This is a genomic window from Micromonospora sp. KC207, from assembly GCF_004348615.1.
In the GTDB taxonomy this organism is placed as follows: Bacteria; Actinomycetota; Actinomycetes; order Mycobacteriales; family Micromonosporaceae; genus Micromonospora.
The window spans coordinates 1-25029 of record NZ_SMKJ01000041.1; the positions used below are offsets into that span (position 1 = coordinate 1).

General features: G+C 72.9%; 22 protein-coding genes. 11 read left to right on the forward strand and 11 right to left on the reverse strand.

Annotation, left to right across the window (positions count from 1 at the left end):
- The 3 genes from E1258_RS07815 to E1258_RS07825 form a co-directional block, all read left to right on the forward strand.
- On the forward strand, positions 1-989 hold a 989-nt coding region (locus E1258_RS07815; protein ID WP_132398198.1), incomplete at its 5' end, for a lactonase family protein.
- A 220-nt stretch (positions 990-1209) separates the two neighbouring features.
- A complete protein-coding gene (locus E1258_RS07820) occupies positions 1210-2952 on the forward strand; it encodes a substrate-binding domain-containing protein (RefSeq protein ID WP_132398200.1) in 1743 nt (580 codons plus the stop codon).
- Between the two features lie 213 nt (positions 2953-3165).
- A complete protein-coding gene (locus E1258_RS07825; protein ID WP_132398202.1) occupies positions 3166-4650 on the forward strand; it encodes a sugar transferase in 1485 nt (494 codons plus the stop codon).
- A gap of 67 nt (positions 4651-4717) precedes the next feature.
- On the opposite strand, the gene E1258_RS07830 is transcribed toward E1258_RS07825, so the two are convergent.
- Complete coding sequence (locus tag E1258_RS07830; RefSeq protein ID WP_132398204.1) at positions 4718-5848, reverse strand: PP2C family protein-serine/threonine phosphatase; 1131 nt, start codon at positions 5846-5848, stop codon at positions 4718-4720.
- A gap of 99 nt (positions 5849-5947) precedes the next feature.
- Between E1258_RS07830 and E1258_RS07835 the strand changes: the two genes are divergently transcribed.
- A complete protein-coding gene (locus tag E1258_RS07835; protein WP_132398206.1) occupies positions 5948-6592 on the forward strand; it encodes a MarR family winged helix-turn-helix transcriptional regulator in 645 nt (214 codons plus the stop codon).
- A 148-nt stretch (positions 6593-6740) separates the two neighbouring features.
- On the opposite strand, the gene E1258_RS07840 is transcribed toward E1258_RS07835, so the two are convergent.
- Positions 6741-7979: an ROK family protein gene (locus E1258_RS07840; RefSeq protein WP_243715264.1), complete on the reverse strand. Its 1239-nt coding sequence runs from the start codon at positions 7977-7979 to the stop codon at positions 6741-6743.
- Positions 7980-8046: 67 nt separating this feature from the next.
- Here E1258_RS07840 and xylA point away from each other — a divergent pair, with 67 nt between their 5' ends.
- From xylA to E1258_RS07855, 3 genes are read left to right on the forward strand one after another with little or no spacing between them, the layout of a single operon-like run.
- Entirely contained in the window at positions 8047-9234 is a 1188-nt protein-coding gene (xylA, locus tag E1258_RS07845; protein ID WP_132398208.1) for a xylose isomerase, read from the forward strand.
- Between the two features lie 10 nt (positions 9235-9244).
- Entirely contained in the window at positions 9245-10687 is a 1443-nt protein-coding gene (xylB, locus tag E1258_RS07850) for a xylulokinase (protein WP_132398210.1), read from the forward strand.
- Complete coding sequence (locus E1258_RS07855) at positions 10684-12129, forward strand: MFS transporter (protein ID WP_371688583.1); 1446 nt, start codon at positions 10684-10686, stop codon at positions 12127-12129. Before xylB ends, E1258_RS07855 begins: the two co-directional genes overlap by 4 nt.
- 52 nt (positions 12130-12181) lie before the next feature.
- Here E1258_RS07855 and E1258_RS07860 read toward each other — a convergent pair whose 3' ends face one another.
- The 5 genes from E1258_RS07860 to E1258_RS07880 form a co-directional block, all read right to left on the reverse strand.
- Complete coding sequence (locus E1258_RS07860; protein WP_132398253.1) at positions 12182-13858, reverse strand: glycoside hydrolase family 13 protein; 1677 nt, start codon at positions 13856-13858, stop codon at positions 12182-12184.
- A 100-nt stretch (positions 13859-13958) separates the two neighbouring features.
- Positions 13959-15032 (reverse strand): LacI family DNA-binding transcriptional regulator, encoded by a 1074-nt coding sequence (locus E1258_RS07865; protein ID WP_132398214.1) that lies wholly within the window; start codon positions 15030-15032, stop codon positions 13959-13961.
- Positions 15033-15097: 65 nt separating this feature from the next.
- Positions 15098-16063 carry a carbohydrate ABC transporter permease gene (locus tag E1258_RS07870; RefSeq protein ID WP_132398216.1) on the reverse strand — a complete coding sequence of 322 codons (966 nt, stop codon included), beginning with the start codon at positions 16061-16063 and terminating at the stop codon, positions 15098-15100.
- Between the two features lies 1 nt (position 16064).
- Positions 16065-17114 (reverse strand): carbohydrate ABC transporter permease, encoded by a 1050-nt coding sequence (locus E1258_RS07875; RefSeq protein WP_132398218.1) that lies wholly within the window; start codon positions 17112-17114, stop codon positions 16065-16067.
- Positions 17115-17181: 67 nt separating this feature from the next.
- The gene (locus E1258_RS07880) at positions 17182-18528 is read right to left on the reverse strand and encodes an ABC transporter substrate-binding protein (protein ID WP_132398220.1); all 1347 of its coding nucleotides are present in this window, start codon (positions 18526-18528) and stop codon (positions 17182-17184) included.
- A gap of 261 nt (positions 18529-18789) precedes the next feature.
- On the opposite strand from E1258_RS07880, the gene E1258_RS07885 reads away from it, so the two are divergent.
- A complete protein-coding gene (locus tag E1258_RS07885; protein WP_007072630.1) occupies positions 18790-19563 on the forward strand; it encodes a M23 family metallopeptidase in 774 nt (257 codons plus the stop codon).
- 273 nt (positions 19564-19836) lie between these two features.
- Here E1258_RS07885 and E1258_RS33140 read toward each other — a convergent pair whose 3' ends face one another.
- From E1258_RS33140 to E1258_RS07900, 4 genes are read right to left on the reverse strand one after another with little or no spacing between them, the layout of a single operon-like run.
- Positions 19837-19983: a GPGG-motif small membrane protein gene (locus E1258_RS33140; protein ID WP_165949678.1), complete on the reverse strand. Its 147-nt coding sequence runs from the start codon at positions 19981-19983 to the stop codon at positions 19837-19839.
- Positions 19974-20747 carry a metallophosphoesterase gene (locus E1258_RS07890; RefSeq protein ID WP_132398222.1) on the reverse strand — a complete coding sequence of 258 codons (774 nt, stop codon included), beginning with the start codon at positions 20745-20747 and terminating at the stop codon, positions 19974-19976. Before E1258_RS07890 ends, E1258_RS33140 begins: the two co-directional genes overlap by 10 nt.
- Before the next feature lie 13 nt (positions 20748-20760).
- Positions 20761-21057 carry a hypothetical protein gene (locus E1258_RS07895; RefSeq protein ID WP_007072628.1) on the reverse strand — a complete coding sequence of 99 codons (297 nt, stop codon included), beginning with the start codon at positions 21055-21057 and terminating at the stop codon, positions 20761-20763.
- Positions 21054-21755, reverse strand: coding sequence for a nucleotidyltransferase family protein (locus E1258_RS07900; protein ID WP_371688581.1), 702 nt, complete (start codon positions 21753-21755; stop codon positions 21054-21056). The genes E1258_RS07895 and E1258_RS07900 overlap by 4 nt, the downstream gene beginning before the upstream one ends.
- A 39-nt stretch (positions 21756-21794) precedes the next feature.
- On the opposite strand from E1258_RS07900, the gene E1258_RS07905 reads away from it, so the two are divergent.
- The 3 genes from E1258_RS07905 (at position 21795) to murQ (ending at position 24687) form a co-directional block, all read left to right on the forward strand.
- Complete coding sequence (locus tag E1258_RS07905) at positions 21795-22553, forward strand: dTMP kinase (protein ID WP_243715265.1); 759 nt, start codon at positions 21795-21797, stop codon at positions 22551-22553.
- A gap of 272 nt (positions 22554-22825) precedes the next feature.
- Positions 22826-23740 carry a MurR/RpiR family transcriptional regulator gene (locus E1258_RS07910; protein WP_132398227.1) on the forward strand — a complete coding sequence of 305 codons (915 nt, stop codon included), beginning with the start codon at positions 22826-22828 and terminating at the stop codon, positions 23738-23740.
- Positions 23737-24687: an N-acetylmuramic acid 6-phosphate etherase gene (gene murQ, locus E1258_RS07915; RefSeq protein WP_132398229.1), complete on the forward strand. Its 951-nt coding sequence runs from the start codon at positions 23737-23739 to the stop codon at positions 24685-24687. The genes E1258_RS07910 and murQ overlap by 4 nt, the downstream gene beginning before the upstream one ends.
- The last annotated feature ends 342 nt before the right edge of the window (positions 24688-25029 follow it).

A 25029-nucleotide genomic window follows, 5' to 3' on the forward strand; every position in this document is an offset into this window, starting at 1 on the left:
TATCTACACTTCTAGCTTCGTCGGCAGAGTCAGGTGTGTATAAGAGACAGGGCGCGTTGACCCCGCTCGGCACCGTCGCGGTGACCCCCTCGCCGTCCTTCCTCGTCCGGCACCCCGCCCGGCCGGTGCTCTACGCCGTCAACGAACTGCCCGAGGGGAAGGTCAGCGCGTTCCGGGTCGGCCCGGACGGCGACCTGACCCCGATCGGCGTGCGCGGCACCGGCGGCGCCGAGCCCTGCCACCTGGCGGTCACCTCGGACGGCGGGCACCTCGTGGTGGCCAACTACGGCGGCGGCAGCGTGGCGGTGTTCCCACTCGACCCGGAGGGCGTGCCGGGCGAGCGCACCGACCTGGTCGCGCATTCCGGGCACGGGCCCGACCCGCAGCGGCAGGAGAAGGCGCACTGCCACATGGTCTCCCCGGCGCCGGACGCCGGGCCGTTGTTCGCCGTCGACCTCGGGACCGACTCGGTGTACCGGTACGACCTCGACGCGGCCTCCGGTCGGCTGGTGCCCCGGGCGCCCCGGGTGCGCACCGCGGCGGGCGCCGGCCCCCGGCACCTGACCCGGCACCCCGACGGCCGGCGCTGCTGGCTGGTGGGCGAGCTGGACGCCACGGTCACCGCGTACGAGCTGACCGGGGGCGGGGCGCTGCACCAGCGGGGCCGGGTGGACGCCAGCGCGCGGGCCGGTCACGTCCAGCCCTCGGAGATCGCCGTCGGCGCGGACGGGCGCTTCCTCTACGTCGGCAACCGGGGTATCGGCACCCTTTCGGTCTTCGCCGTCGCCGGTGAGCTGCCCGAGTTGGTCGCGGAGGTGGAGACCGGCGGGGAGTGGCCCCGGCACTTCGCCCTGACCGGCGAGCACCTCTACGTCGCCGACGAGCGCGCCGACATGGTCCGGGTGTTCCGGGTGGATGCCAACACGGGGATTCCGGAACCGGTGGGCGAGCCCGTCGCGGTGTCCAGCCCGACCTGCGTCCGGCCCTGACGACAGGCCCCGGCGGCGCGGTCACCGGTTTCGGGGCGGGACGCGGTTCGATGGGTTCGGCCCTGTTCCGGGGCGGGCCGGCAACCCTCGGGGAACCGGATGATCACCCAGTGTCACGAAAGTGATGAAGTCTGTCTCTCCTGAGTAACTTTCGTCCGAACGGACGTGGCACTACCTGCGACGGGTCCGCAAGATGGTCACCGTGTCAGGCCGCCATCGTATGCAGTCAAGTATCCGCGGAGCCGGTGCCGTCGCGTCGGCGACGGCGCTCGTCGTCGTCATCGCGGGTGCCTGGTTCGGTTACCGGGGGCTGGTCCAGCCCGCCTGTTCGGGGCAGATCCAGCTTTCGGTGGCGGTGGCCCCCGAGCTGGCCCCGGCAGTGCAGGCTGCCGCCGCCCAGTGGGTAGCCGATGGCGCGGCGGTCGGCGGCACCTGCATCTCCGTGAACGCCGTGGAGTCCGAGCCGGTGGACGTCGCCGCCGCGCTGGCGGGCAAGCACGGGGTGCAGCTTGCCGGCGTCGGCCAGGCCAGTGGTACGGCGGTCACCCCGGACGTCTGGGTGCCGGACTCCTCGACCTGGCTGCTGCGGCTCAAGAACGCCGGGGCCACCGCGTTCGCCCCGGGCAACGGTGCGTCCATCGCCCGCAGCCCGGTGGTCGTGGCGGTGCCCGAGCCGGTCGCCGAGTCCCGGTTCGGCTGGCCGGAGAAGAAGCTGACCTGGACCGACCTGCTGCGCCAGGTGGGCAGCAGCAAACCGATCCGGGCCGGGATCGTCGAGCCGACCCAGGACGCGGCCGGCCTGTCCGGGCTGCTGTCGCTGACCGCCGCGGCCAGCGGGGCGGGCGGCAACGCGCAGCAGGCCACCACGGGCGCGCTGCGGGCGCTGGCCACCGGCCGCTCCGCGCTTCGCGAGGACCTGCTGGCCCGGTTCCCCCGCTCCTCCGATCCGACGGCGATCGCCTCCGGCCTCGGTGCCGCCGCGCTGTCGGAGGAGGACGTGATGGCGTACAACGAGCGGAAGCCGCCGATCCCGCTGGCGGCGCTCTACCTCGAACCGTCGCCGATGCCGCTGGACTACCCGTACGCGGTGCTGCCGGGGATCGAGCCGGCGAAGCAGTCCGCCGCGAAGGTGCTGTTCGAGGTGCTCACCACGCCGGGCTTCCGCAACCGGCTGGCCGGGCGGTCGCTGCGCGCGCCGGACGGCAGCTGGGGCGACGGCTTCAAGGCCCCGCGGGGCGCGCCGAGCCCGGCGGGTAGGGCGGCGAGCGCGCCGGCGCCGGGTGGCAACGGTGCCGGTGGCCTGGACCCCGTCGCGATCGATCGGGCCGTCTCCAGCTGGTCCATCGCCACCCAGTCCGGCCGGATGCTCTGCGTCATCGACGTCTCCGGCTCGATGAAGCAGCCGGTGCCCAGCGCCAACAACGCCACCCGGGAGCAGGTCACGGTCGCGGCGGCCAGCCGGGGCCTGAACCTCTTCGACGACTCCTGGTCGATCGGGCTCTGGACCTTCTCCACCGAGCTGGTCGGCACCCTGGACTACCGGGAGCTGGTCCCGATCAACCTGCTCTCCAGCAACCGCAGCCGCTTGGAGCAGGGGCTGGCCACGATCCGGCCCTCCAGCGGCGACACCGGCCTGTACGACACGATGCTGGCCGCCTACAAAACGGTCCAGGAGGGCTGGGAGCCGGGGCGGGTCAACTCGGTCGTGTTGTTCACCGACGGCAAGAACGAGGACGCCAGTGGCATCTCCCAGCAGAAGCTGCTCGCCGAGCTGAAGCAGGTCGCCGATCCGGAGCGGCCGGTGCAGGTCGTGATCATCGGTATCGGCAACGACGTCAGCAAGTCCGAGCTGGATTCGATCACCAAGGTCACCGGGGGCGGCAGCTTCATCACCGAAGATCCGACCAAGATCGGTGACATCTTCCTCAAGGCGATCGCGCTGCGCCCGAACGCGCCTCGCTGAGCCCTGGACCGGCGGCGGTGACGCGCCCGCGCGAGCGGAACCGTTGCGGTACGCCACCCTTCCGGCACGGGCCATCAGTAAAACTGACGGCAATACGTCGGTATCAATCGGTGACCATAGTTATACGAGAAGATGTCGAGGTGCCCCGGCGTCGGTCCCGTAGGAGGGACCGGACAACGGCCGGGGTCTTTCTCAGCAGAGTGGGGAGGGCTGGTGACGTCGGCGACGCTGTTGACCGCCACCAGGACGCCAGCGCGGCCTGGTGCTGACCGGGGCGGGCCGGTGGCCCGCGTCGACGAGCGGGCGTACGTCCGAATGCTGGTCGTGCTGGACACCGCCGTGCTGGCGGTCGCCGTGCTGATCGGCTACGTGGCCCGCTTCGGCGACGAGGAGCCGGTGGGCTCGGAGATCCCGTACGTGGTCGTCGCCCCCGCGCTGCTGCTCACCTGGCTGCTCTCGCTGAAGGTCCTGCGCTGCTACGACGACCGCGTGCTGGGCTACGGCGCCGACGAGTACCGGCGGGTGGGCAGCGCGAGCCTGCGCCTCGCCGGTGGCACCGCCATCGCCGGCTACATCGCCGACGTCGGCGTCTCCCGGGGCTTCCTGGCCATCTCGTTCGCGGTCGGCATGCTGGGCCTGGAGGTCGCCCGGTTCGCCGCTCGCAAACGGCTGCACCGGGCCCGGTCCCGGGGGCGCGGCTGGTCGCGCAAGGTGCTGGTGGTCGGCGACACCGCGCACGTGCTGGAGTTGGTGCACCAGCTCCGCCGCGAGCCATACGCCGGCTACCACGTGGTGGGGGCCTGCATCCCGGACGCGCTGCTGGCGCCGGTGCCGCAGCGGCTCGGCGACGTGCCGGTGGTGGGCTCGTTCCGGGGCATTCCGGAGGCGGCCACCGCGATCGGCGCGGACACCGTGGCCGTCACGGCCTCCGGCGAGCTGACCGCGACCCGGCTGCGGCGGCTCGGCTGGCAGTTGGAGGGCACCGGCGTCGACCTGGTCGTCGCGCCCGCGCTCACCGACGTGGCCGGCCCCCGCATCCACACCCGGCCGGTCGCCGGCCTGCCCCTGATCCACGTGGAGGCCCCCGAGTTCCGGGGGGCCCGCAAGCTGGTCAAGGGCTTCGTCGACCGGTCCGCCGCCGCCGTGGCGCTGGCCCTGCTGCTGCCGCTGCTGGCGGTGATCGCGCTGGCGATCAAGCTCGACAGCCGAGGGCCGGTGCTGTTCCGGCAGATCCGGGTCGGCCAGGGCGGCCGCGAGTTCGGGGTGTTCAAGTTCCGCACGATGGTGGTCAACGCCGACGCCCTGCTCGCCGAGCTGGCCACCCGCAACGAAACCGACGGCCTCATGTTCAAGATGCGCGACGACCCCCGGGTGACCCGGGTCGGCCGGGTGCTGCGCAAGTGGTCGCTCGACGAGCTGCCCCAGCTGGCGAACGTGCTGTTCGGGCAGATGAGCCTGGTCGGCCCGCGCCCCCCGCTGCCCTCCGAGGTGGCCCGCTACGACGGCGACGTGGCCCGGCGACTGCTGGTCAAGCCCGGGATGACCGGCCTCTGGCAGGTCAGCGGCCGATCCGACCTGAGCTGGGAGGACGGCATCCGGCTCGACCTCTACTACGTGGAGAACTGGTCGCTCGCCGCCGACCTGACCATCCTGTGGAAAACCTTCGGCGCGGTGGTGCGGAGCCGGGGCGCGTACTGAACCCGGCGGGTGTCCCGGGCGGCAGCCGCGCGGTCCCGGACGCCGGCCGGTCTTGGACGCCGGCCGGTCAGGGCTGCGGGCCCATCCAGTCCAGGCAGACCACCACCGCGTCGTCGATCAGGTCACCGGCGACGAACGCCCGCAGGTCGCCGATCAGCGACCGGACCGCGTCCAGCGGCTCCATCGGGCCGGTCCGGCGCAGGAACCGGTCCAGCGCGGTCTCGCCGTACTGGGCGTTCTGCCCGGTCGCCTCGACGACGCCGTCGCTGAGCACGAAGAGCCGGTCGCCGCGCCGCAGCGCGAACTGCTGCTCCCGGTAGTCGGTCCCGTCGAACATGCCGAGCGGGAACTGCGCCTCCAGCGGCTGCTCCACCACCTCCCCGTCGCGCAGCAGCACCAGCCGGGGCGATCCCGCGTCAACCACCGTCATCACGCCACTGGCCAGGTCCAGCTCCAGCAGCAGCGCCGAGACGTGCTGCGCGCCCCGGTGCAGCGCGTACACCGCCTGGTCGGCGAGGGCGGCCTGGTCGGCCAGGCACAGCCCGCCCCGGCGGGCATTGCGCAGCGCGTGCGTGGCCAGGGCGGTCAGCACGGAGGCCTGTACGCCCTCGCCCATCCCGTTGATCGTTGACAGCCACAGCCGGTGCCCGTCGTCGGACCAGTCGAAGCTGTCGCCCCGCACCGCGTACGCCGGTTCGAGCTGGCCGGCCAGGCTGAACGACGGGCGGATCCGGCTCCGCCCGGGCAGCAGCTCCCACTGCATCTCGGCGGCGAGGGTGAGCCGGCGGCTGCGGCGGGCAGCCCGGTAGACGTCCGTGCCATCGTTCACCGCGACCAGCTCGTGACCGAGCGCGGTGGCGATCCCGAGCAGCTCGCCCACGGCGGCCGGATCGCCGGGCAGCGGCGCCACCCGGAGCACTCCCCGCCGGTCCCCGCGCATGCTGACCGGAAGGTAGCCGGTCCGCCCGGCGACGATCGGCTCCTGGTGGTCGAAGCAGCGCCAGGCCGGGTGCCCCGGGGCCTCGATCGGCTCACCCTCGGTGAGCGGCAGCAGCGCCGAGAGGCGGTAGTCGACCTGGAGGAGTTCTATCTCCGTGATCCCGTACGACCGTTCGAGATCTTCGGCGAGCCGGTCGATCAGCAGGTCGGCCGGCGCCTCGGTCAGGGTACGACGGGCCCGGCCCTGCGCGCCGCTCATCGTCACTCCTCTGTTCGGAGGGGCCGGCGACCAGGGACGCCGGGTAGTCTCTTGCCCAACATGGCCGAAGAACACGGTCCCCAGGGACCAGAAGCGAGTATGGCCGCCGCCCTCGATGCGGCGGCCGGCACCCTGCTCACGGTCTTCGAGGCGGCCCGCGAGCGGACCACGAGCCGGCTCTCCGGCGCGCAACTGCGCGCCGTGATGGTGGTCGAGCAGCACGACGGGATCAACCTGCGACGGCTGGCGACGCTGCTCGACATGCTGCTCTCCTCGGCCAGCCGGCTCTGCGACCGGCTGGTGGCGGCGGGCATGCTGGAGCGCGAGCCGGGCCGGTCCGACCGGCGGGAGATCTCCCTGCACCTCACGCAGGAGGCCGAGAAGCTCCTCGCCGAGCTGCGGGCCGACCGCCGGCAGCGGCTGGCGGCGATCCTGTCCGGGATGACCCCCGAGGGGCGACAGGCCCTGCTCGGCGGGCTCCAGGCGTTCGACGAGGTGGCCCGGCTCCGGTACCCCCCGGAGCCGCCGTCGGCGGAGTCAGCCGCCGAGACCCGGGCGGACGAGTGGGCGTCTCGGGCCGGCCCCGAGGGCTGGCCGGCGGGGGAACGGCCGGCCGGCTGGTCGGCCGGGGACGGGCCCCGGGCCCGCCCGGCGGCGGACGCCGCGCCGGGCGGCTGGCCCGGTGACGCCACCCAGGGCGGCGGCTGGTCGGCCGGGGACCCCGCGGTGGCCCGTACCGCCTGATCCCGGAGTCAGCGCGCGGCGGCGGCCTTTTGGGCCGGCCGCGGGTACGCGCAGGCGCGGGGATGCTCGGCCGGTGCGGTGCCGCGGGCGGCCAGCAGCGGCTTGCGGCCCCCGCCCCGGTGGACGCGCCCACCGGGCAGAGGGGAGGTCAGCCGGGGCGGGCCAGCCAGCCGACCGGGTCGGCGACGATCCGTCGGACGACCGAGCCGGCCGCGCCGACCACGGCGGCCTCGGGGCCGAGCGCCGCCGGGCGGACGGTGACCGGCGCCCAGCCGGCGGTGAGCACCCGCCGGGACACCTCGGCCAGCACGGCCGGCCGCAGCCAGGGCGTGAGCCGCGCGTAGCCGCCCCCGAGGACCACGGTGTCCAGGTCCAGCAGGTTCACCACGCCGGCCACGGCGACCCCGAGGGCCTGCCCCGCCTCGGCGAGGGCCGCCAGGGCGGCGGGGTGTTCGGCGGCGGCGAGGTTGGCCAGCCGGGCGGCGGCGGTGTCCGCCGGCAGGTCCGCCCGGTCCAGCCCGGCGGCGGCGAGCACGGCCTCCTGGCCCGCGTACTGCTCCAGGCAACCCCTGCCGCCGCAGCGGCAGGGCCGCCCCTGCGGCTGGACGGGGATGTGACCGATCTCGCCGCTCCAGCCCCGCACGCCCCGGAAGAGCGCGCCGTCGAGGACGATCCCGGCACCGATGCCCACCTCGCCGGAGACGTGCAGGAAACTGGCCGGCCCGGCCGGGTCGGCGTGCAGCTCGCCGACGGCGGCCAGGTTGGCCTCGTTGTCGACGACCAGCGCCGGGACCCCGGGCACCGGCTTGACCAGCGGCGGGTGGCCGGACAGCAGTTCGGGGACGGCGACGTCGCGCCAGCCGAGGTTCGGGGCGAGCCGGACCAGCCCGGCGTCGCCGACCAGCCCGGGGACGGCGAGGGCGACCCCGGCGAGGGTGAGGCCCTGCTGCTCGGCGTCGGCCCGCGCGGCGGCGGCCAGCGCGACGAGCCGGGCGAGGGCGTCGGCAGGGGACACGGGACGCAGGTCGGCCCGGCGGACGGTGTGGTGCCGGACCCGGCCGGCCAGGTCGACCACGCAGGCGGAGAGGTAGTCGACGTTGATCTCCAGACCGAGACCGGCGGGGCCGGACCCGGCCAGCACCAGCCCGCGTGCCGGCCGCCCGGCCCCGGTGCGCGGCGCCGGCTCCGACTCGGCGACCAGCCGGCCGGCGATGAGGTCGTCGACGACGGCCGAGACGGTGGCCCGGGTCAGGCCGGTCGAGGCCGCCACGTCGGCCCGGGACGGCGGGCGGTGCGCGGCGGCGATCCGGCCGAGCACCACTGCGAGGTTCAGCTCGCGCAGGCTGCCCTGGCGGACCGCCCCGGAGACAGGAGCGGGGCGGGTCACCCCTTGACACTGCCACACGTGCGCCAAATAATTCAACCACTGAACAAATAGCTACCGGAGGTCTGCCATGGCACCCCGTCCCACCCCTGCCGACAAGTTCTCCTTCGGCCTCTGGACGGTGGGCTGGCAGGCCCGTGACCCGTTCGGCGACGCCACCCGCCCCGAGCTGGACGCCGTCGAGGCGGTGCACAAGCTCGCCGAGCTGGGCGCGTACGGGATCACCTTCCACGACGACGACCTGATCCCGTTCGGCGCGGACGCCGCCGCCCGCGACGCCCAGCTCGCCCGGTTCCGCAAGGCCCTCGACGAGACCGGCCTGGTCGTCCCGATGGTCACCACCAACCTCTTCACCCACCCGGTGTTCAAGGACGGCGGCTTCACCAGCAACGACCGCGACGTGCGTCGGTACGCGCTGCGCAAGGTGCTGCGCAACGTCGACCTGGCCGCCGAGCTGGGCGCGAAGACGTTCGTCATGTGGGGCGGCCGGGAGGGCGCCGAGTACGACGTGGCCAAGGACATCCGCTCGGCGCTGGACCGCTACCGCGAGGCCGTCGACCTGCTCTGCCAGTACGTCGTCGACTCCGGCTACGACCTGCGCTTCGCCATCGAGCCGAAGCCGAACGAGCCGCGCGGCGACATCCTGCTGCCCACCGTCGGTCACGCGCTGGCGTTCATCTCCACCCTGGCGCGCCCGGAGATGGTGGGCCTCAACCCCGAGGTCGGCCACGAGCAGATGGCCGGGCTCAACTTCACCCACGGCATCGCCCAGGCGCTCTGGCAGGGCAAGCTGTTCCACATCGACCTCAACGGCCAGCGCGGCATCAAGTACGACCAGGACCTGGTCTTCGGCCATGGCGACCTGATGAACGCGTTCGCCCTGGTGGACCTGCTGGAGAACGGCGGCCCCGACGGCGGCCCCGCCTACGACGGCCCCCGGCACTTCGACTACAAGCCGTCGCGCACCGAGGACTTCACCGGCGTGTGGGCCTCGGCCGAGGCGAACATGCGCACCTACCTGCTGCTCAAGGAGCGGGCCGCGGCGTTCCGGGCCGACCCGGAGGTGGCCGAGGCCCTCGCGGCGAGCCGCGTCGGCGACCTGGCCGTGCCGACCGTCGCGCCCGGCGAGAGCTACGCCGACCTGCTCGCCGACCGCTCCGCCTTCGAGGAGTACGACGTCGACGCCGCCGCCGCGCGCGGCTTCCACTTCGTCCGGCTCAACCAGCTTGCCGTCGAGCACGTGCTCGGCGCCCGCTGAGGCCGCCGCCATGCCTCTGGTCGCCGGGTTCGACTCGTCCACCCAGTCGTGCAAGCTGGTGATCCGCGACGCGGAGACCGGCGCGCTGGTCCGTACCGGCCGGGCCGCCCACCCCGACGGCACCGAGGTCGACCCGGCGGCCTGGTGGGCGGCCCTGGAGGCCGCCGTGGCGCAGGCCGGCGGGCTGGCCGACGTCGCCGCCGTCTCCGTCGCCGGCCAGCAGCACGGCATGGTCTGCCTCGACGGCTCGGGCGAAGTGGTCCGGCCGGCCCTGCTGTGGAACGACACCCGGTCCGCCGGTGCCGCCGCCGACCTGATCGAGGAGGCCGGCGGCGGCGAGGCCGGCGGGCGGTTCTGGGCCGAGGCCGTCGGCGTCGTCCCGGTGGCCAGCTTCACCGCCACGAAGCTGCGCTGGCTGGCCCGGCACGAACCGGCCAACGCCGACCGGGTGGCCGCGGTCTGCCTGCCGCACGACTGGCTGACGTGGCGGCTGGCCGGCGCGCCCGGCCTGGACGCCCTGCGCACCGACCGCAGCGACGCCAGCGGCACCGGCTACTGGTCCCCGGCCACCGGCGAATACCGGTTCGACCTGCTGGAACGGGCCTTCGGCCGGCGGCTGGAGGTGCCCGTCGTGCTCGGGCCGACCCAGGCCGCCGGGGCCCTCGCCCCGGCGGTGCTCGCCGCCGACGGGGGGCCCGGCGGGGCGCTGCTCGGCCCGGGGGCCGGGGACAACGCGGCCGCCGCGTTCGGCGTCGGGGCCCGCCCCGGCGACGTGGTCGTCTCCATCGGCACCTCCGGCACCGTGTTCAGCGTCGCCGACGCGCCCACGGCGGACCCGAGCGGCACCGTCGCCGGGTTCGCCGACGTCACCGGCCGGTACCTTCCGCTGGTCTGCACGCTCAACGCGGCCCGGGTGCTCGACGCCGCCGCCACCCTGCTCGGGGTCGGCCTGGACGACCTGTCGGACCTGGCGCTGTCCGCCCCGCCCGGCGCGGACGGCCTGGTCATGGTTCCCTACCTGGAGGGGGAACGGACCCCGAACCGGCCGTCGGCCACCGGGGCGGTGCACGGGCTCACCCTGCGCACCTCGACACCCGCGCACCTGGCCCGCGCGGCGGTCGAGGGGATGCTCTGCGCGCTCGCCGACGGCCTCGACGCGCTTACCGCGCAGGGCTGCCGGGCCGAGCGGGTGATCCTGGTCGGCGGTGGGGCCCGGTCGGCGGCGGTGCGCCGCATCGCGCCGCAGGTCTTCGGTCGCCCGGTGGTCGTGCCGCCGCCGGGGGAGTACGTCGCCGACGGGGCGGCCCGCCAGGCCGCCTGGCTGGCCCTGGGCGGCGACACCCCGCCCGCCTGGTCGCTGGCCGGCACCGAGGAGTACGAAGCCGACGGTGTCCCGGTCGTCCGCGACCGGTACGCGACGGCCCGCGACCGGGTGCTCGACCGCCCGGCCTGACCCTCGGGCATGCTGGGCCCGTGACAGGTCGGTTGGCGGTGCGGCGGGGCTGGGGCGGCGGGGCGGCGCACCGGTCGTACAGCGTCCTGGTGTTCGTGTTGCTCGCGTCCCTGGACAACGTGGCGATCGGTCTCGTCCCGCCGCTGTACGGCCCGATCGCCGGCTCGCTCGGGGCGTCCCAGCGGCTGCTCGGGCTGGTCACCGCGGTCAGTTTCCTGGTCAGCGCGGTTGCCGCCGTCGGCTGGGCGTACGTCGGCGACCGCACCGACCGCAAGCCGCTGCTGATGGTCGGCACCCTGGTCTGGGCGGCCGGCACCGGCGGCAGCGCGCTGGCCCAGAGCTACCCGGCGTTCCTGGCCGCCCAGCTCGTCGCGGCGGTCGGCCTCGGCGCGGTCGGTTCGGTCGGCTTCTCCGTGGTCACCGACCTGATCTCGCCGCGCCGCCGGGGCCTGGTGATGAGCTTCTGGGGGCTGTCCCAGGGCGTCGGCACCCTGGCCGGGACGCTGGTCGGCGGCCTGCTCGGGGCCACCGACTGGCGGCGGCCGTTCTGGCTGCTCACCGTGGTCGGGCTGGCGGCGACGGCGGCGTACCTGTTCACGTACGACATCCGGCGCGGGCAGAGCGAGCCGGAGCTGGCCGGCGCGCTGGCCGGCGGCGCGGAGTACGACTACCGGATCACCCGGGCCGACCTGCCGGGCATCCTGGCCCGGCGGACCAACCGCTGGCTGGTCCTGCAGGGGCTGACCGCCCAGGCCGCCTTCGGCTCGCTGGTCTGGCTGCCGGTGCTGTTCGCCCAGCGGGCCGAGGCCCAGGGCTACTCGGCGGCCACCGCCGTCGTCGTCGGCAGCGTCTTCGCCACCCTGTTCCAGCTCGGCGGGGTGCTCTCGATCGTCGGCGGCCTGGTCGGCGACGCCGTGCAGCGGCGTACCCCTCGGGGCAGGGCGCTGGTCGCGGCGGTGGGCATCCTCGCGGCCCTGCCGTTCTACCTGGTCCTGTTCTTCGTGCCGATCCGCATCGACGTGCCCGAGGGCGGCGGCACCGGCGCGGTGGCCGGCGCGGTGCTGGCCAGCGTCGTCACCGAGCCGACGGTCGGGCTGAGCCTGCTCACCGCCGTGCTCGCCCTGGCGCTGACCTCGGCGAACTCGCCGAACTGGTTCGCCCTGATCGCCGACGTCAACCCGCCCGAGCACCGGGGCACCGTGTACAGCCTCGGCAACCTGGTCAACGGGGTCGGCCGGGCCGCCGGCAACGGGCTGGTCGGGTTGGCCTTCCACGGGCTGCGGGCGGCGTTCCCGCCGCCGCTGAACTACGCCGTCGGGCTGGCCGTGTTCCAGCTCTTCTTCGTGCCGACCGGGGTCATGTACTGGCTGGCCTCCCGTACGTCGCCCCGGGACGTCGCCGCCGTGCGCGACCTGCTGCACACCCGGGCGGAACGCTTGTAAGCAGGGGCCCCTTGTTGACGCCTGGGGTAGAGAAGGGGCCCCCTCTCACCCGTCAGGCGGTGCGGAACCAGACGGTGACGTCCTGCCCGACCGTGCCGTCATCGGGCAGTGGGGCACTGGCGTGCAGCAACTCCGCCCCGGCCGGCAGGGGCACCGGCGCCTGGCCGAAGTTCGTCAGCACCGTGACGTCGCCGTTGCGGAAGCTCACCACCTCGTCGCCGGAGGAGAGCCAGTACAGGGTGCCCCGGCCGAGCCCGTGCTCGCGGCGCAGCCGCAGCGCGGTCCGGTACATCTCGTACGTCGAGCCGGGCACCCCGCGCTGCCGGTCGAGGGCGTACTCGGCCCACAGCGGGGGCTGGGGCAGCCAGCTGGCGTCGGTCGGCCCGAACCCGTACGACGGCGCGTCGGCCTCCCACGGGATCGGCACCCGGCAGCCGTCCCGGCCGCGCTCGGTGTGCCCGCTGCGCTCCCAGGTCGGGTCCTGCCGCACGTCGTCGGGGAGTGTCATGTGCTCCGGCAGGCCCAGCTCCTCGCCCTGGTAGAGGTAGGCCGAGCCGGGCAGGGCCAGCATCAGCAGGGTGGCCGCCCGGGCCCGGCGCAGGCCCAGCGCGGCGTCCGGCTGGGGGTCGCCGATGCCGATGCCGTTCGGGCGGGGGGTGCCGACGGGCAGGCCCAGCCGGGAGGCGTGCCGGACCACGTCGTGGTTGGACAGCACCCAGGTCGTGGGTGCCCCGACGGCGTCGGTGGCCTCCAGCGATCGGGTGATCACCGCGTACTGGGCGGGGGCGGTCCAGGACGCCTGGAGGTACTCGAAGTTGAACGCCTGGTGCATCTCGTCGGGCCGCACGTAGCGGGCCAGCCGCTCGGCCGGCTCCACCCAGGCCTCGGCGACCAGGATCCGCTGGCCGTCGTAGGTGTCGAGCAGGCTGCGCCAGTCCCGGTACACCTCGTGGACGCCGTCCTGGTCCCACATCGGCGGGCGCGGCTTGTCGACCTCGCTGCCGGAGAGGATCTCCTGCGGCTCCTGCCAGTTCGCCAGGTCGGCCTGCTTGATCAGGCCGTGCGCCACGTCCACCCGGAAGCCGTCGACGCCCCGGTCCAGCCAGAACCGCAGCACGCCCAGGAACTCGGCGCGGACCTCCTGGTTGTCCCAGTTCAGGTCGGGCTGCCCGGTGTCGAACAGGTGCAGGTACCACTGGCCGGGGCGGCCGTCGGGATCGGTGACCCGGGTCCACGCCGGGCCGCCGAAGACGCTGGTCCAGTCGTTCGGCGGTTGGTCGCCGCCGGGCCCGAGGCCGTCGCGGAAGACGTACCGGGCGCGCTCGGGGCTGCCCGGTGCGGCGGCGAGGGCCGCGACGAACCAGCGGTGCGCCGACGACGTGTGGTTGGGCACCAGGTCGACGATGACCCGCAGCCCCCGGGCGTGTGCCTCGGCGATCAGCCGGTCGGCGTCGGGGAGCCGCCCGAAGAGCGGGTCCACGTCGCGGTAGTCCGCCACGTCGTACCCGGCGTCGGCCTGCGGCGACGGGTAGAACGGCGACAGCCAGACGGCGTCCACGCCCAGCTCGACGAAGTGGTCGAGCCGGGCGGTGATGCCCGGCAGGTCCCCGATGCCGTCGCCGTTCGCGTCGGCGAACGAGCGCGGGTAGATCTGGTAGATCACGGCCTCGGTCCACCAGGCGGTGGCGGGGCCGGCGGACTGTTCCTGGGGGGTCGCGTCGGTGTTCAGAGCCTTCTCCCGTGTGTCGAAGCCGTCCCGGTCCTGTTGTTTCCCAGCCGGCACTCGGACGAATCCGTCTGGTCCGCCCGGGGCGGGCGAACGGATCTGTTCAGTCTGCCCGGGGCGGGGCGGTCGAGTCCCGTACCACGAGCCGGGTGGGCAGGATCACGGGCGCGGCGGACGGCTCGGCGGGGCCGGTGCCGCGCGGGCGGGGGACGATCTGCCCGCCCAGCGGGGGGAGGTCCCGCCCGCCGAGCGGGTCGAGCAGGATGCGGGCGGCGAGCCGGCCCTGTTCCGTCGCAGGCTGGGCGATCGTGCTCAGCCCGAGCACCCCGGACAGGTCGTGGTCGTCGATGCCGATGACGCTGACGTCCTGCGGGACCCGTAGTCCGGCGTCACGCAGCGCGCTGATCGCGCCCATGGCCATCTCGTCGCACGCGGCGAAGATGGCCGTCGGTGGCTCGCCCCGGGCGAGCAGCTCGGCGGTGGCCTGCTCGCCGCCGTCGATGGAAAACTGCGACTCGACGTCCAGGCTCGGGTCGGGTTCGATGCCCGCGGACCGCAGCGCCTCCCGGTAGCCCCGGCGTCGGTCCAGGTGGGTGGTGAAGGCCAGCTCGTCGTCCGGGTCGCCGGAGATGTGCGCGATCCGGCGGTGGCCCAGGTCGAGCAGGTGCCGGGTGGCGGTCCGCGCGGCGGCCACGTCGTCGATGCGTACGCAGGGCCAGCCGGGCACCCCGCTGCCCGAGCTGATGGTCACGCCGGGCAGGTCCAGCACGGTGAGCGCGGCCAGTTCGGCCCGGCGCAGCGGGGTGGCGACCAGCATCACGGCGTCCACCCGCTTGTGCAGGTTGGCGGTGCGCAGCACCCGCTGGCGGGTTCGTTCCCGGCCGCCGAGGTTGTACAGCAGCAGGTCGTAGCCGGACTCGTGCAGGGTCTCCTCGACGGCCTCGACCACGGTGGCGAAGAACCAGCGGGTGATCCGGGGCACGATCACCGCCACGGTGGCGGTCCGCCCACCGGCCAGCCGTGACGCGCTCGGCGAGACCGCGTACTGGAGTTGCTCGGCGGCGGCGAGGACCCGGTGGCGGGTGGCGGCGGAGACGGTCGGCAGGCCACGCAGGGCCCGCGAGACGGTGGCGGTGGAGACCCCGGCCAGGCGGGCGACATCATCGATCTTGGTCATGTTCACCCCGCTCCGGCACCCGGACCGCCGCCGCCCGGGGACGCGGGCGGCGGCGGTCGCGAGGGTCAACCCTTGACGCTGCCGGCGAGCAGGCCGCGCACGAAGTACCGCTGGAGCGACAGGAACACGGTCAGCGGTACGACGATCGAGACGAACGCGCCGGCGGTCAACCGCTGCCACTCGTTGCCCCGGCTGCCGGCCATCTCGGCCAGCCGGACCGTGAGCGGGGCGGTCTCGTTGCCGCCCCCGGCGAAGATCAGCGCGACCAGCAGGTCGTTCCAGACCCAGAGGAACTGGAAGATGCCGAAGGCCGCGATGGCCGGGGTGATCAGCGGCAGGACGATGGTGCGGAAGATCTTGGGGTGGGTGGCCCCGTCGACCCGGGCCGCCTCCATCAGGTCCTTGGGTAGCTGCGAGATGAAGTTGTGCAGCAGGAAGACGGCGAACGGGAGCGCGAAGCAGGTGTGCGCGAACCACACCTGGGCGAACTTCTGCTCGTCGACCAGGTCCCAGGCGGGCATCAGGGTCACCCCGCCGAGGCTGACCCCGGTGGAGAAGAACCTCAGCAGCGGCACCAGGGCCATCTGAAGCGGGACGATCTGCAGCGCGAAGATCGCGATGTAGACCCAGTCCCGGCCCCGGAAGTTGATCCACGCCAGCGCGTACGCCGCGAGCGACGCGAACGCGAGCGGGAACAGCACCGACGGAATGGTGATCGCCAGGGAGTTGATGAAGTAGCTGGCCAACTGTCCCGAGGACGAGGAGCGGCCGAACAGCACCTCCTGGTAGTTCTCCAGGGTGAACTGCGGGTCGCCGAAGAACGTCCACCAGCCGGTGGTCTTGATCTGGTTCTCCGGCCGGAACGAGGAGACGAGCAGGCCGAAGGTGGGGATCGTCCACAGCACCGCGATGACGATCGAGGCCAGGGTCGCGGTGCGGCTGTTCAGCCGCTTGCGCACCCGCCCGGCGGCGGTGGAGGTCTTCCCGGTGGCCTGGGCCCCCGCGGGAAGCGTGGGCGTCGTGGTGGTCATCTCAGCCCTCCCGCTGCTGACGCAGGTTGCGGATCTGGTAGATCACGAGCGGGATCACCAGGACGAACAGGAAGACCGCCAGCGCCGAGCCCTGCCCGTTCTCGCCGTACCGGAACGCCTGGTTGTACATCTCGTTCGCGATGACGCTCGTGTCGTAGTTGCCGTTGGTCGCGGTCCTGACGATGTCGAAGACCTTCAGCGTGGCGATCGACAGCGTCACCACCACCACGATCAGCGCCGGCCGGATGCTTGGCATGGTGATCTGCCAGAACATCTGCCACGGGGTGACGCCGTCCAGCCGGGCGGCCTCGACGATGTCGGCCGGGATGGCCTTGATCGCGGCGGAGAGCACGACCATGGCGAAGCCGGCCTGGATCCACACCATGATCACGATCAGCAGCAGGGTGTTCAGCGGCGAGTCCAGCAGCCACTGCCTCGGCTCGCCGCCGAGGCTGACCACGATCTGGTTGAGCAGGCCGATCTGCTCCTGCCCGTCGCCCCGGTAGGCGTAGACGAACTTCCAGATGATCGCCGCGCCGACGAACGAGATCGCCATCGGCATGAAGATCAGCGACTTGGCCACCGACTCGAACCGGGCCTTGTCCACCAGGACCGAGTAGATCAGGCCGAACGCCGTGGCCACCAGTGGCACCAGCAGCACCCAGACGAGCGTGTTGATCAGCACCCGGACGATCGAGTCGTCGGAGAACATCCAGGTGTAGTTGCGCAGGCCCACCCAGTTCCGGCTGCCGCCGTCCATGAACGACAGCAGCGTGGTGCGGATGGCCGGGACGACCAGGCCGACGAGGAGCAGCAGCACCGCCGGCAGCAGGAAGAAGAACGCGAACATCCCCTCCTGCGGCTTGCGGTGCCGGGGCAGTGGAGCCCCGCTCGACGAAGCGGCGACCAGCTGTGCCTCGCGGCGTCGGGCGAACCAGGACGGCACGGCGTCGAGGAGCAGCAGCAGGCTCCCGACGACCACGACGAACGCGATCAGCCCGTACATCAGCATGAGGAGCTTCGGCTGCTCTGCGGCGAAGTCGAACTCCATCAACCCTCCCTCGGGTTCGGATCAGGCGGTGGTCCGGCCCGCGTGCGGGCCGGACCACCGACTCAGATCACTTTGGCCAGCTGCTCTCGATGCCCTGGAGCACCGTGGCGGTGTCCTTGCCGTTGACCCACTCGACCATGCCCTTCCAGAAGGTCCCGGCGCCGACCGCGGCCGGCATCAGGTCGGAACCGTCGAACCGGAACACGGTCTTCTGGTCCTGCAGGATCTGCACGGAGAGCTTGTCGACCGGGTTCGGCACGTTCGCCGGGTCGAGCTTGTTGTTCGCCGACACCCAGTCGCCGATCTTGGCGCGGCTGTTGGCGTACTCGCCGGAGGCCAGGTAGGTCTGCACGGCCTGGACCTCGGGACGGTCGGCGAAGGCCGCGACGAACTCGCCGCCGCCCAGCACCGGCTTGCCCTTGGCCGGGTCGATCGCCGGGAAGTAGAACGCGAAGACATCGCCGTCCTCGGCCACCTTGGTGCCCGGCGGCCACTGGTTGGCGTAGAAGGACGCCTGGCGGTGCAGGGCGCACTTGCCGGTGGTGATCGGCGTGCCCGCCTCCTGGAAGGAGGTGGTGGCGATGCTCTTCACGCCGCCGAAGCCGCCGTTGACGTACTTCTCGTTCTTGAGGATGGTGCCGGCCTTGTCGAGGGCCTCGGCGACCCGCGGGTCGTTGAACGGGATGCCGTGGGTGGTCCACTGGTCGTAGACCTCCGGACCGGCGGTCCGGAGCATGACGTCCTCGATCCAGTCGGTGGCCGGCCAGCCGGTGGCGTCACCGGACTCGATGCCGGCGCACCACGGCTTGGTGCCGCTCGCCGCGACCTTGTCGCTCAGGGCGATGAGCTCGTCCCAGGTGGTGGGGACGGTCCAGCCCTTCTCCTTGAACGTCTTCGGCGAGTACCAGACGAAGGACTTGACGTTCGAGCCAAGCGGGGCGCCGTAGAACTGACCGTTCACGGTGCTGTACTTCAGCCAGTCGGCCGAGTAGTTCTGCTCGGCCATCGCCTTGGTGTCGGCACTGGCCGGCTTGAGCTTGCCCGCGTCGACGAACCGCTTGAGCAGACCCGGCTGCGGGATGAAGGCGAGGTCGGGCGCGTTGCCGCCGTCGACCCGGACACCGAGCTGGGCCTCGAACTCGCCGCTGCCCTCGTGGTCGATGTCGATGCCTGTGCAGTCCTCGAACTGCTTCCAGGACTCGTCGAGGCGGTCGGCCTCGATGTCCCGGATCGACGAGTAGATCGTGACCTTCTTGCCGTCGTTGCCCTGGTACTTCTCGTACGCGGCACACTCTGCGGAGTCCGCCTTGTCGCTGCTCTTGTCGTCGCCGGTGCCACAGGCAGTGACGCTGAGCGCCAGCCCCAGTACGCCGGCGACCGCGAGAGCCTGGCGTGGTCTGGCAAAGACCGCCATGCCGTTCTCCTTCCTTGCCGACGCGGTCGTGCTCGATTCCGCGCCGGTCCGATGGGCGTCACCACATGTAAGCGCTTGCATACAAGTGCGTCCACCCCAAGTCGGACACGGACGAGTAACAATCCCGAAACCAGCTCACCCCTACTGGGCGCGCTCCCATCGACAGGGGTGTTCGGGCTGCCAGCCACCCCTTCCGGCGGGTGCAAAATTCTGTCACGCTGAGAGCAATCGATCGAAGAATATCGACATCGGAGGTGCTGGATGCGTAAGCGGTTGTTCAGCCTCGCGGCGGTCGGCGTGCTGATCGCGGCGGCCCTGGTGCCGGCGAACCCGGCCCTGGCCGCCCCGACCTTCAAGGTCCCGTTCCCCTGCGGCCAGTCCTGGTCCGGTCAGACCCGCTCCGACCACAGCCCGGCGTACGCCATCGACTTCAACCGGACCGACGACCAGGGCGACCCGGTGGTGGCCAGCGCGCCCGGCACGGTCGACCGGGTGACCGACCTCGGCGACACCAGCTACGGCAAGTACGTCCGAATCGACCACGGCGGCGGCTACAGCACCTACTACGCCCACCTCAACGGCTTCAACGTCTCGGTCGGTCAGAGCGTCGGCTACGGCAAGGTGATCGGCTGGGTGGGCAGCACCGGCGGCTCCACCGGCCCGCACCTGCACTACGAGCAGCGGCTCAACGGCAACGACATCCAGGTCCGGTTCAACGGGGCGTTGGCGCTGTACTGGGGCACCAAGACCTACACCAGCGACAACAACTGCTCGTCGAGCACCGGCTCCGGCACGGTCAACACCAGCGGCACGGCGCTGACCGTCCGCTCCGGCCCGGGCACCGGGTACTCCTCGGTCGGCACGGTCGCGGACGGGACGAAGGTGACGATCTACTGCCAGACCAGCGGCACCACGGTCACCGGCACGTACGGCACCAGCTCGATCTGGGACCGCATCGGCAGCGGCCGGTACATCGCCGACGCGTACGTGTACACCGGCCACGACGGTTACATCCCGAACGTGCCGCGCTGCTGACCGGCGCGCTCGCAGGCCGAAGGCCGGCCGCCGCCACACCAGCCAGCCGGCGATCGGAATCAGCGCGTAGAGCAGCTCCAGACCGGGCCGACGCCCCGGTCGCCCGCCGGAGGTTGTCCGAAATCGTCATGTGACGCGGGGCCCGGCGGCCGGCGCCGGGCACCCGCCCGGGTGGCACAACGCTGGGGTCGTCCTGCCCGATGGCTCCTGTCTGGGAGGACGAAGCCGGTCACGACGACCCCAGCGGGTCGGTGGTGGTTACGAGGTCAGGCATCAATTGTTGAAGATGCTGACCCCACCCGGGCCGACCAACAGCCCGACCACGATGAGGACGATGCCCCACAGGATCTGCCGGCGGAACAGCGCGAGAATACCGGCGACCACGAGTACGACTGCGAGAATCCAGAGAATCAGCTCCATGGTTGCTGAGTACCCGAGTGACCGATCCGGGAAACCTGCCCGGCGTCCAGATGATCTCCCAGGTGGAAGATGCTGTACGCCTGCTTGATCACCGGGTGGGCCACGTTGCGGACCCGCACCCCGCCCGGGGTGGTGCCCCGCTCGCTGCCGGCGTGGGCGTGCCCGTGCAGGGCCAGCGCGGTCGGTGCCGAGTCGATGGCCTGCCCGAGCTGGTACGACCCGAGGAACGGGTAGATCTCCAGCGGCTCGCCGGCCAGGGTGTCCGGCACGGGGGAGTAGTGGGTCAACGCCACCAGCAGGTCGCAGTCGAGCCCTCGCAGGGCCGCGCCCAGCGCCTCCGCGCTCTCGTTCGTGGTCCGGACGAACGCCTTCATCTCCGGCTCGCCGAAGTCGCTGGCGCACCGGCCGGCGAAGCCGCCGCCGAAGCCCTTCACCCCGGCCACACCGAGCCGCCCGGTGGGGAACTCCAGCACGATCCCCTCGCCCTCCAGCACCCGAATGCCGGCCTCCTCCAGCACCTTGACCACCTGCGGCACCTGGTCGCACTGGTGGTCGTGGTTGCCGAGCACCGTCACCACCGGCACCCCCAGCCCGCCGAACTCCCGCGCCACGCAGCGCGCCTCGGCCTCGGTGCCGTGCCGGGTCAGGTCGCCCGCGAGCAGCAGCACGTCGGCGCAGTCGGGCAGCTCGTCCAGGGCGGGCCGGAATCGGCCCACCACGTCTTCGTCCAGGTGCACGTCGCCCACCGCGGCGATCCGGATCACCTTTCGACCTCCCTCATGGCAACTGTTCGACTTCGGTGGGCGCCTGCGTGCGGATCACCCCGATGTCGCTGGTGACCGGCACGTCGGGGAAGCGCTCGGCCACCCGGCGCAGGATCTCCTCGCGCCGGTGCGGGCTCTCCACCTCGCCGTAGAGGACCAGGCCGCGCTCCCGGCGGACCACGGTGATCCCCTGCTCGGCGACGGCCGGGTCCTCGGCCAGCAGCCGGTGGATCTCGGCCTCCACGTACTCGTCGGGGCGGCCGGCGGTGACGGCGGGGGTCCCGGCGGCCCTGTCACGGTGCTCGCTCACGCGGTCTCCTTCTCTCTGGCGGCGCCGGCGTACGGCACCACGTCCAACCGGTCGAGCAGCACCAGGAACGCCTCGGCGTACGGCGAGTGCTGCGTCTCCTTGCGTACCCGTTCCCAGTCGATCTGTTCGCGCAGGGACCGGGCCAGCGGCAGCGCCCGGGCGAAGTCGCAGTAGTGCTGGGAGAAGCTCAGCAGCTTGTGCACCATGAGCTGGGACGCGGACAGCACCGGCATGTGGATCGCATCGACCGGGCGGTCGATCGTGTCGGCGAACGTCTCGTCGGTGACCGGAGTCTCGATCGGGCGGTGGATCAGGTCCACCATCCGGCCGTCGTCGTAAACCTTCACCAGCCAGTCCTCGGGCGGGCGCTCGGCGTCGAAACCCGCCGCGACGAGCGCCGCCAGCGCCCGGTCCACGTCTTCACCCCGGATGAGGAAGTCGACGTCGTGCTCGCTGGAGTGCCCGCCGTGGGCGTACACCGCGAAGCTGCCGCCGAGGGCGAACGGGATTTCGGACTGTTTGAGCACGGCGGCGACCTTCTTCAACGTGTGTACCAGGGTCTCGTCCCCGCGCTCGGCCATGTGGCCCTCCCGTCGGTCGTGGTCGTGGACAGGCGGATTCGATTTGCGTACCCGGCATTCCGGTCGGCCACACCTGAGCGTCGCCCCTCGGGGTGCGAACAAGGTGATAAGGGACAAAGCTCCGAAGGTGAGCGCGGGTCCGATAGTCTGGGGAAGGTGGCCAGATCACTGCGGGACCAGCGGGGCAGGGCCCGACTGCGCGCCGTCGCCCTGATCGGCATCGACGGATCGGGCAAGACGACGCAGGCCCACCACCTCGCGGAGGCGCTCACCGCCGCCGGTCGCCCGGCGACGTACCACCGCAACGCCGGTGGCCGCCGCTGGCTCGGCCGGATCGCCCAGCGGCTCGGCCGCCCCGACGCCGAGCGGCTGGTCGGCCGGAGCGGACTGCTCGCCGTGGAGTCCGTGCTGCGCTGGCTGGCGATCGCGGTGGCTCTGGTGAGCTGCCTCGTCACCGGCCGGACGGCCGTCATGGACCGCTACTCGGCCTGCCAGTACGCCAGCATCCGGGCGCACGGTGGGCAGCGCTGGGAGCGGTTGGCCCGCGCCGGATACCGGATCTTTCCGCCGCCGCAGGTCACCTTCCTGCTCGCGGTGGACCCGGCAGAGGCGTACCGGCGGATCGAGCGGCGCGGCACCGATCACGAGACGATGGGCTGGCTGAGCGCCGCCGACACGGCGTACCGCACGCTGCCCGAGTTCCCCAGCTTCGTCGTCGTCGACGCCGGCAGCCCGCCCGAGGAGGTGTCCCGGCAGATCCGGGCCCACCTGGCCGCGTGGCTACCGGCCGGGGGGGCCGCGGGCGCCGAGGCGACCGTGCCGGCCGAGGCGGCGACCGCGCCCGGGACGGTCCCCGCCGCCGACGACGCGGACCGGGGGCCGGGGCTGCTCGTGGCGGGTCCGACCCTGCCGTAGGCCGGGGCCACCCCACGCCGCCGGTGGGCGCGGCCCCGTCGCCGGCGCCGGGCGCCGGTGGTACGGGCTCCCGAGGGCTGGGAAGTTCTGTCGAAGGGGCCGGACGGCGGGCCGCCCAACCCCGTACGGCGTGGGGGCCGGGCCCGGCGGGGGAGGTGCCGAGCGCTGCGGAAATGGCACTCTGGCCGCAACACTCATGAACGTCCGGAGTACTTTTCCCGATACGCGGAGACACGGTTGACGCTTGCGCTCCGTGAAAGTAAGTTTCATCCGTGGCGAAGAGTCCGAAGATTTCCGCGAGTCACGAGCCGGGTGGGCTGATCGTCCACATCAGCGGCCTGCTTCCCTCGCTGTCGCCCGCCGAGCAGCGGGTGGCCCGGTTGGTGGTCTCCGACCCGGCGGACGCCGCCCGGCGCACCATCACCGACCTCGCCACCGCCGCCGAGACATCCGAGGCGACCGTCATCCGGTTCTGCCGCTCGGTCGGCATGGACGGCTATCCGCAGCTGCGGATCCGGCTCGCCGCCGAGGCCGCCCGCCGGGTCGAGCCACCGGACGCCCGGGTGGTCGGCGGCGACATCCCGCCCGGCGCGGACCTGGCCCAGATCATCGCCACCATCGCGTTCAACGACGCGCGGGCCGTCGAGGAGACGGCCGAGCAGCTCGACCCGGCCGTCTGCGAGCAGGTCGTCGAGGCGATCGTCGGCGCCGGCCGAATCGAGGTCTACGGCGCGGGAGCCAGCGGCTTCGTCGCCTCGGACTTCCAGCAGAAGCTGCACCGCATCGGCCGCATGGCGTTCTACTTCCCGGACGTGCACACCGCCCTCACCTCGGCCGCGCTGCTCGTCAAGGGCGACATCGCCGTGGGCATCTCGCACAGCGGCACCACGTCCGACGTGATCGAGGTGCTGGAGCAGGCCCGGTCCCGGGGCGCCGGCACGGTGGCACTGACCAACTTCCCCCGCTCGCCGATCACCGACGTCGCCGACTTCGTGCTGACCACGGCGGCCCGGGAGACCACGTACCGCTCGGGCGCGATGGCCAGCCGGCTGGCCCAGCTCACCGTGATCGACTGTCTCTTCGTCGGCGTGGCCGCCCGCAACCGCGCCCGCGCCCGCAGGGCGCTGGAGGTCACCGCCGACGCGGTGCGGGCCCGCCGGGTCGGCCCCGGCCGGAGGCGGGGATGACGGCCGGGCGCGTCGAGCCCGGCGAGGTCGCGGTCCCCGCCCGCCCGGTGATCCGGGTCGGCGCGCCCACCGAGCGGCGCAACCCGCTCAGCGTCGACCTCGACCTGATGTCCACCCGGGAGGTGCTCACCGTCATCAACGAGGCGGACCGGCGGGTGCCGGCCGCCGTCGCGGCGGTTCTCGACGAGATCGCGGTCACCGTCGACCTCGCGGTCGCCGCGTTGTGCGGCGGGCACCGGGTGCACTACTTCGGCGCGGGAACCTCCGGTCGCCTCGGCGTGCTGGACGCCGCTGAGCTGGCACCCACCTTCAACTCGCCCCGGCACTGGTTCTGCGCCCACCTGGCCGGCGGCCGGGACGCAATGTGGCGGGCCGTGGAGGACGCCGAGGACGACCACCGGGGCGGAGCGGCCGAGGCCGCCGACTGCGTCGGCGCGGGCGACCTCGTCGTCGGGCTGGCCGCCAGCGGGCGCACCCCGTACGTTCTCGGGGCGCTCGCCGCGTCCCGGGCCCAGGGAGCCTCGACCGTGCTGCTCTGCGCCAACCCGGAGGCCGAGGCCGCCGGGGCGGTGGACGTCTTCATCGGGGTGGACACCGGCCCCGAGGTGGTGACCGGGTCGACCCGGATGAAGGCGGGCACGGCACAGAAGCTGGTGCTCAACACGTTCTCCACGGCCGTCATGGTGCGGCTGGGCCGGGTCTACTCGAACCTCATGATCGACATGGTGGCGACCAACGCCAAGCTGCGCGGCCGGATGATCTCGATCTTGATGGAGGCCACCGGCTGCGCCGAGGAGGGCTGCCGGCGGGTCCTGCACGAGGCCGACGGCGACCTCAAGACTGCCCTGGTGTCGCTCGTCTCCGGTGCCGAGGTCCCCGCCGCCCGGGCCGCCCTGGCCCGCGCCGACGACCAGGTCCGGGGCGCGCTCGACCTGCTCGCCTCCTGAGCGTCGCGGCACCTCACCCGGGCGAGCGCCGACGCCGCGTGCCGCCGCGGGCGGCGGCGCGGCCGGTGACGATGGTCACCTCTGGTCCGCAGTGGGACTTACCACACGGCTCGGATTGTTCAACCGGGGCGAGGGTATTCCGAATCCGTGAATGAACCGACCGGTCCGCCAGCGCGTATCAGCCCGTGACCAGGATCGCAGCGCGGCGGTGACGCGGGTCGCTGTGCGCCCCGGGGTGGCGATGGTGCCATGCCTACGGGTGGACACGTTCCGTCGATCGGCCGACCCGTCCGTGGCGCCAACGGCGAGCCACTTTCGGGGTGCTGACAGCAAACATGGACC

Bases quoted from the DNA above. Each gene is read 5' to 3' on its own strand.
- E1258_RS07875 (WP_132398218.1), bottom strand. From the start codon at position 17,114: ATGGAGTTCGACTTCGCCGCAGAGCAGCCGAAGCTCCTCATGCTGATG.
- E1258_RS07880 (WP_132398220.1), bottom strand. From the start codon at position 18,528: ATGGCGGTCTTTGCCAGACCACGCCAGGCTCTCGCGGTCGCCGGCGTA.
- E1258_RS07865 (WP_132398214.1), bottom strand. From the start codon at position 15,032: ATGACCAAGATCGATGATGTCGCCCGCCTGGCCGGGGTCTCCACCGCC.
- E1258_RS07820 (WP_132398200.1), top strand. From the start codon at position 1,210: ATGCAGTCAAGTATCCGCGGAGCCGGTGCCGTCGCGTCGGCGACGGCG.
- xylB (WP_132398210.1), top strand. From the start codon at position 9,245: ATGCCTCTGGTCGCCGGGTTCGACTCGTCCACCCAGTCGTGCAAGCTG.
- E1258_RS07870 (WP_132398216.1), bottom strand. From the start codon at position 16,063: ATGACCACCACGACGCCCACGCTTCCCGCGGGGGCCCAGGCCACCGGG.
- E1258_RS33140 (WP_165949678.1), bottom strand. From the start codon at position 19,983: ATGGAGCTGATTCTCTGGATTCTCGCAGTCGTACTCGTGGTCGCCGGT.
- murQ (WP_132398229.1), top strand. From the start codon at position 23,737: ATGACGGCCGGGCGCGTCGAGCCCGGCGAGGTCGCGGTCCCCGCCCGC.
- xylA (WP_132398208.1), top strand. From the start codon at position 8,047: ATGGCACCCCGTCCCACCCCTGCCGACAAGTTCTCCTTCGGCCTCTGG.
- E1258_RS07835 (WP_132398206.1), top strand. From the start codon at position 5,948: ATGGCCGCCGCCCTCGATGCGGCGGCCGGCACCCTGCTCACGGTCTTC.
- E1258_RS07830 (WP_132398204.1), bottom strand. From the start codon at position 5,848: ATGAGCGGCGCGCAGGGCCGGGCCCGTCGTACCCTGACCGAGGCGCCG.
- E1258_RS07885 (WP_007072630.1), top strand. From the start codon at position 18,790: ATGCGTAAGCGGTTGTTCAGCCTCGCGGCGGTCGGCGTGCTGATCGCG.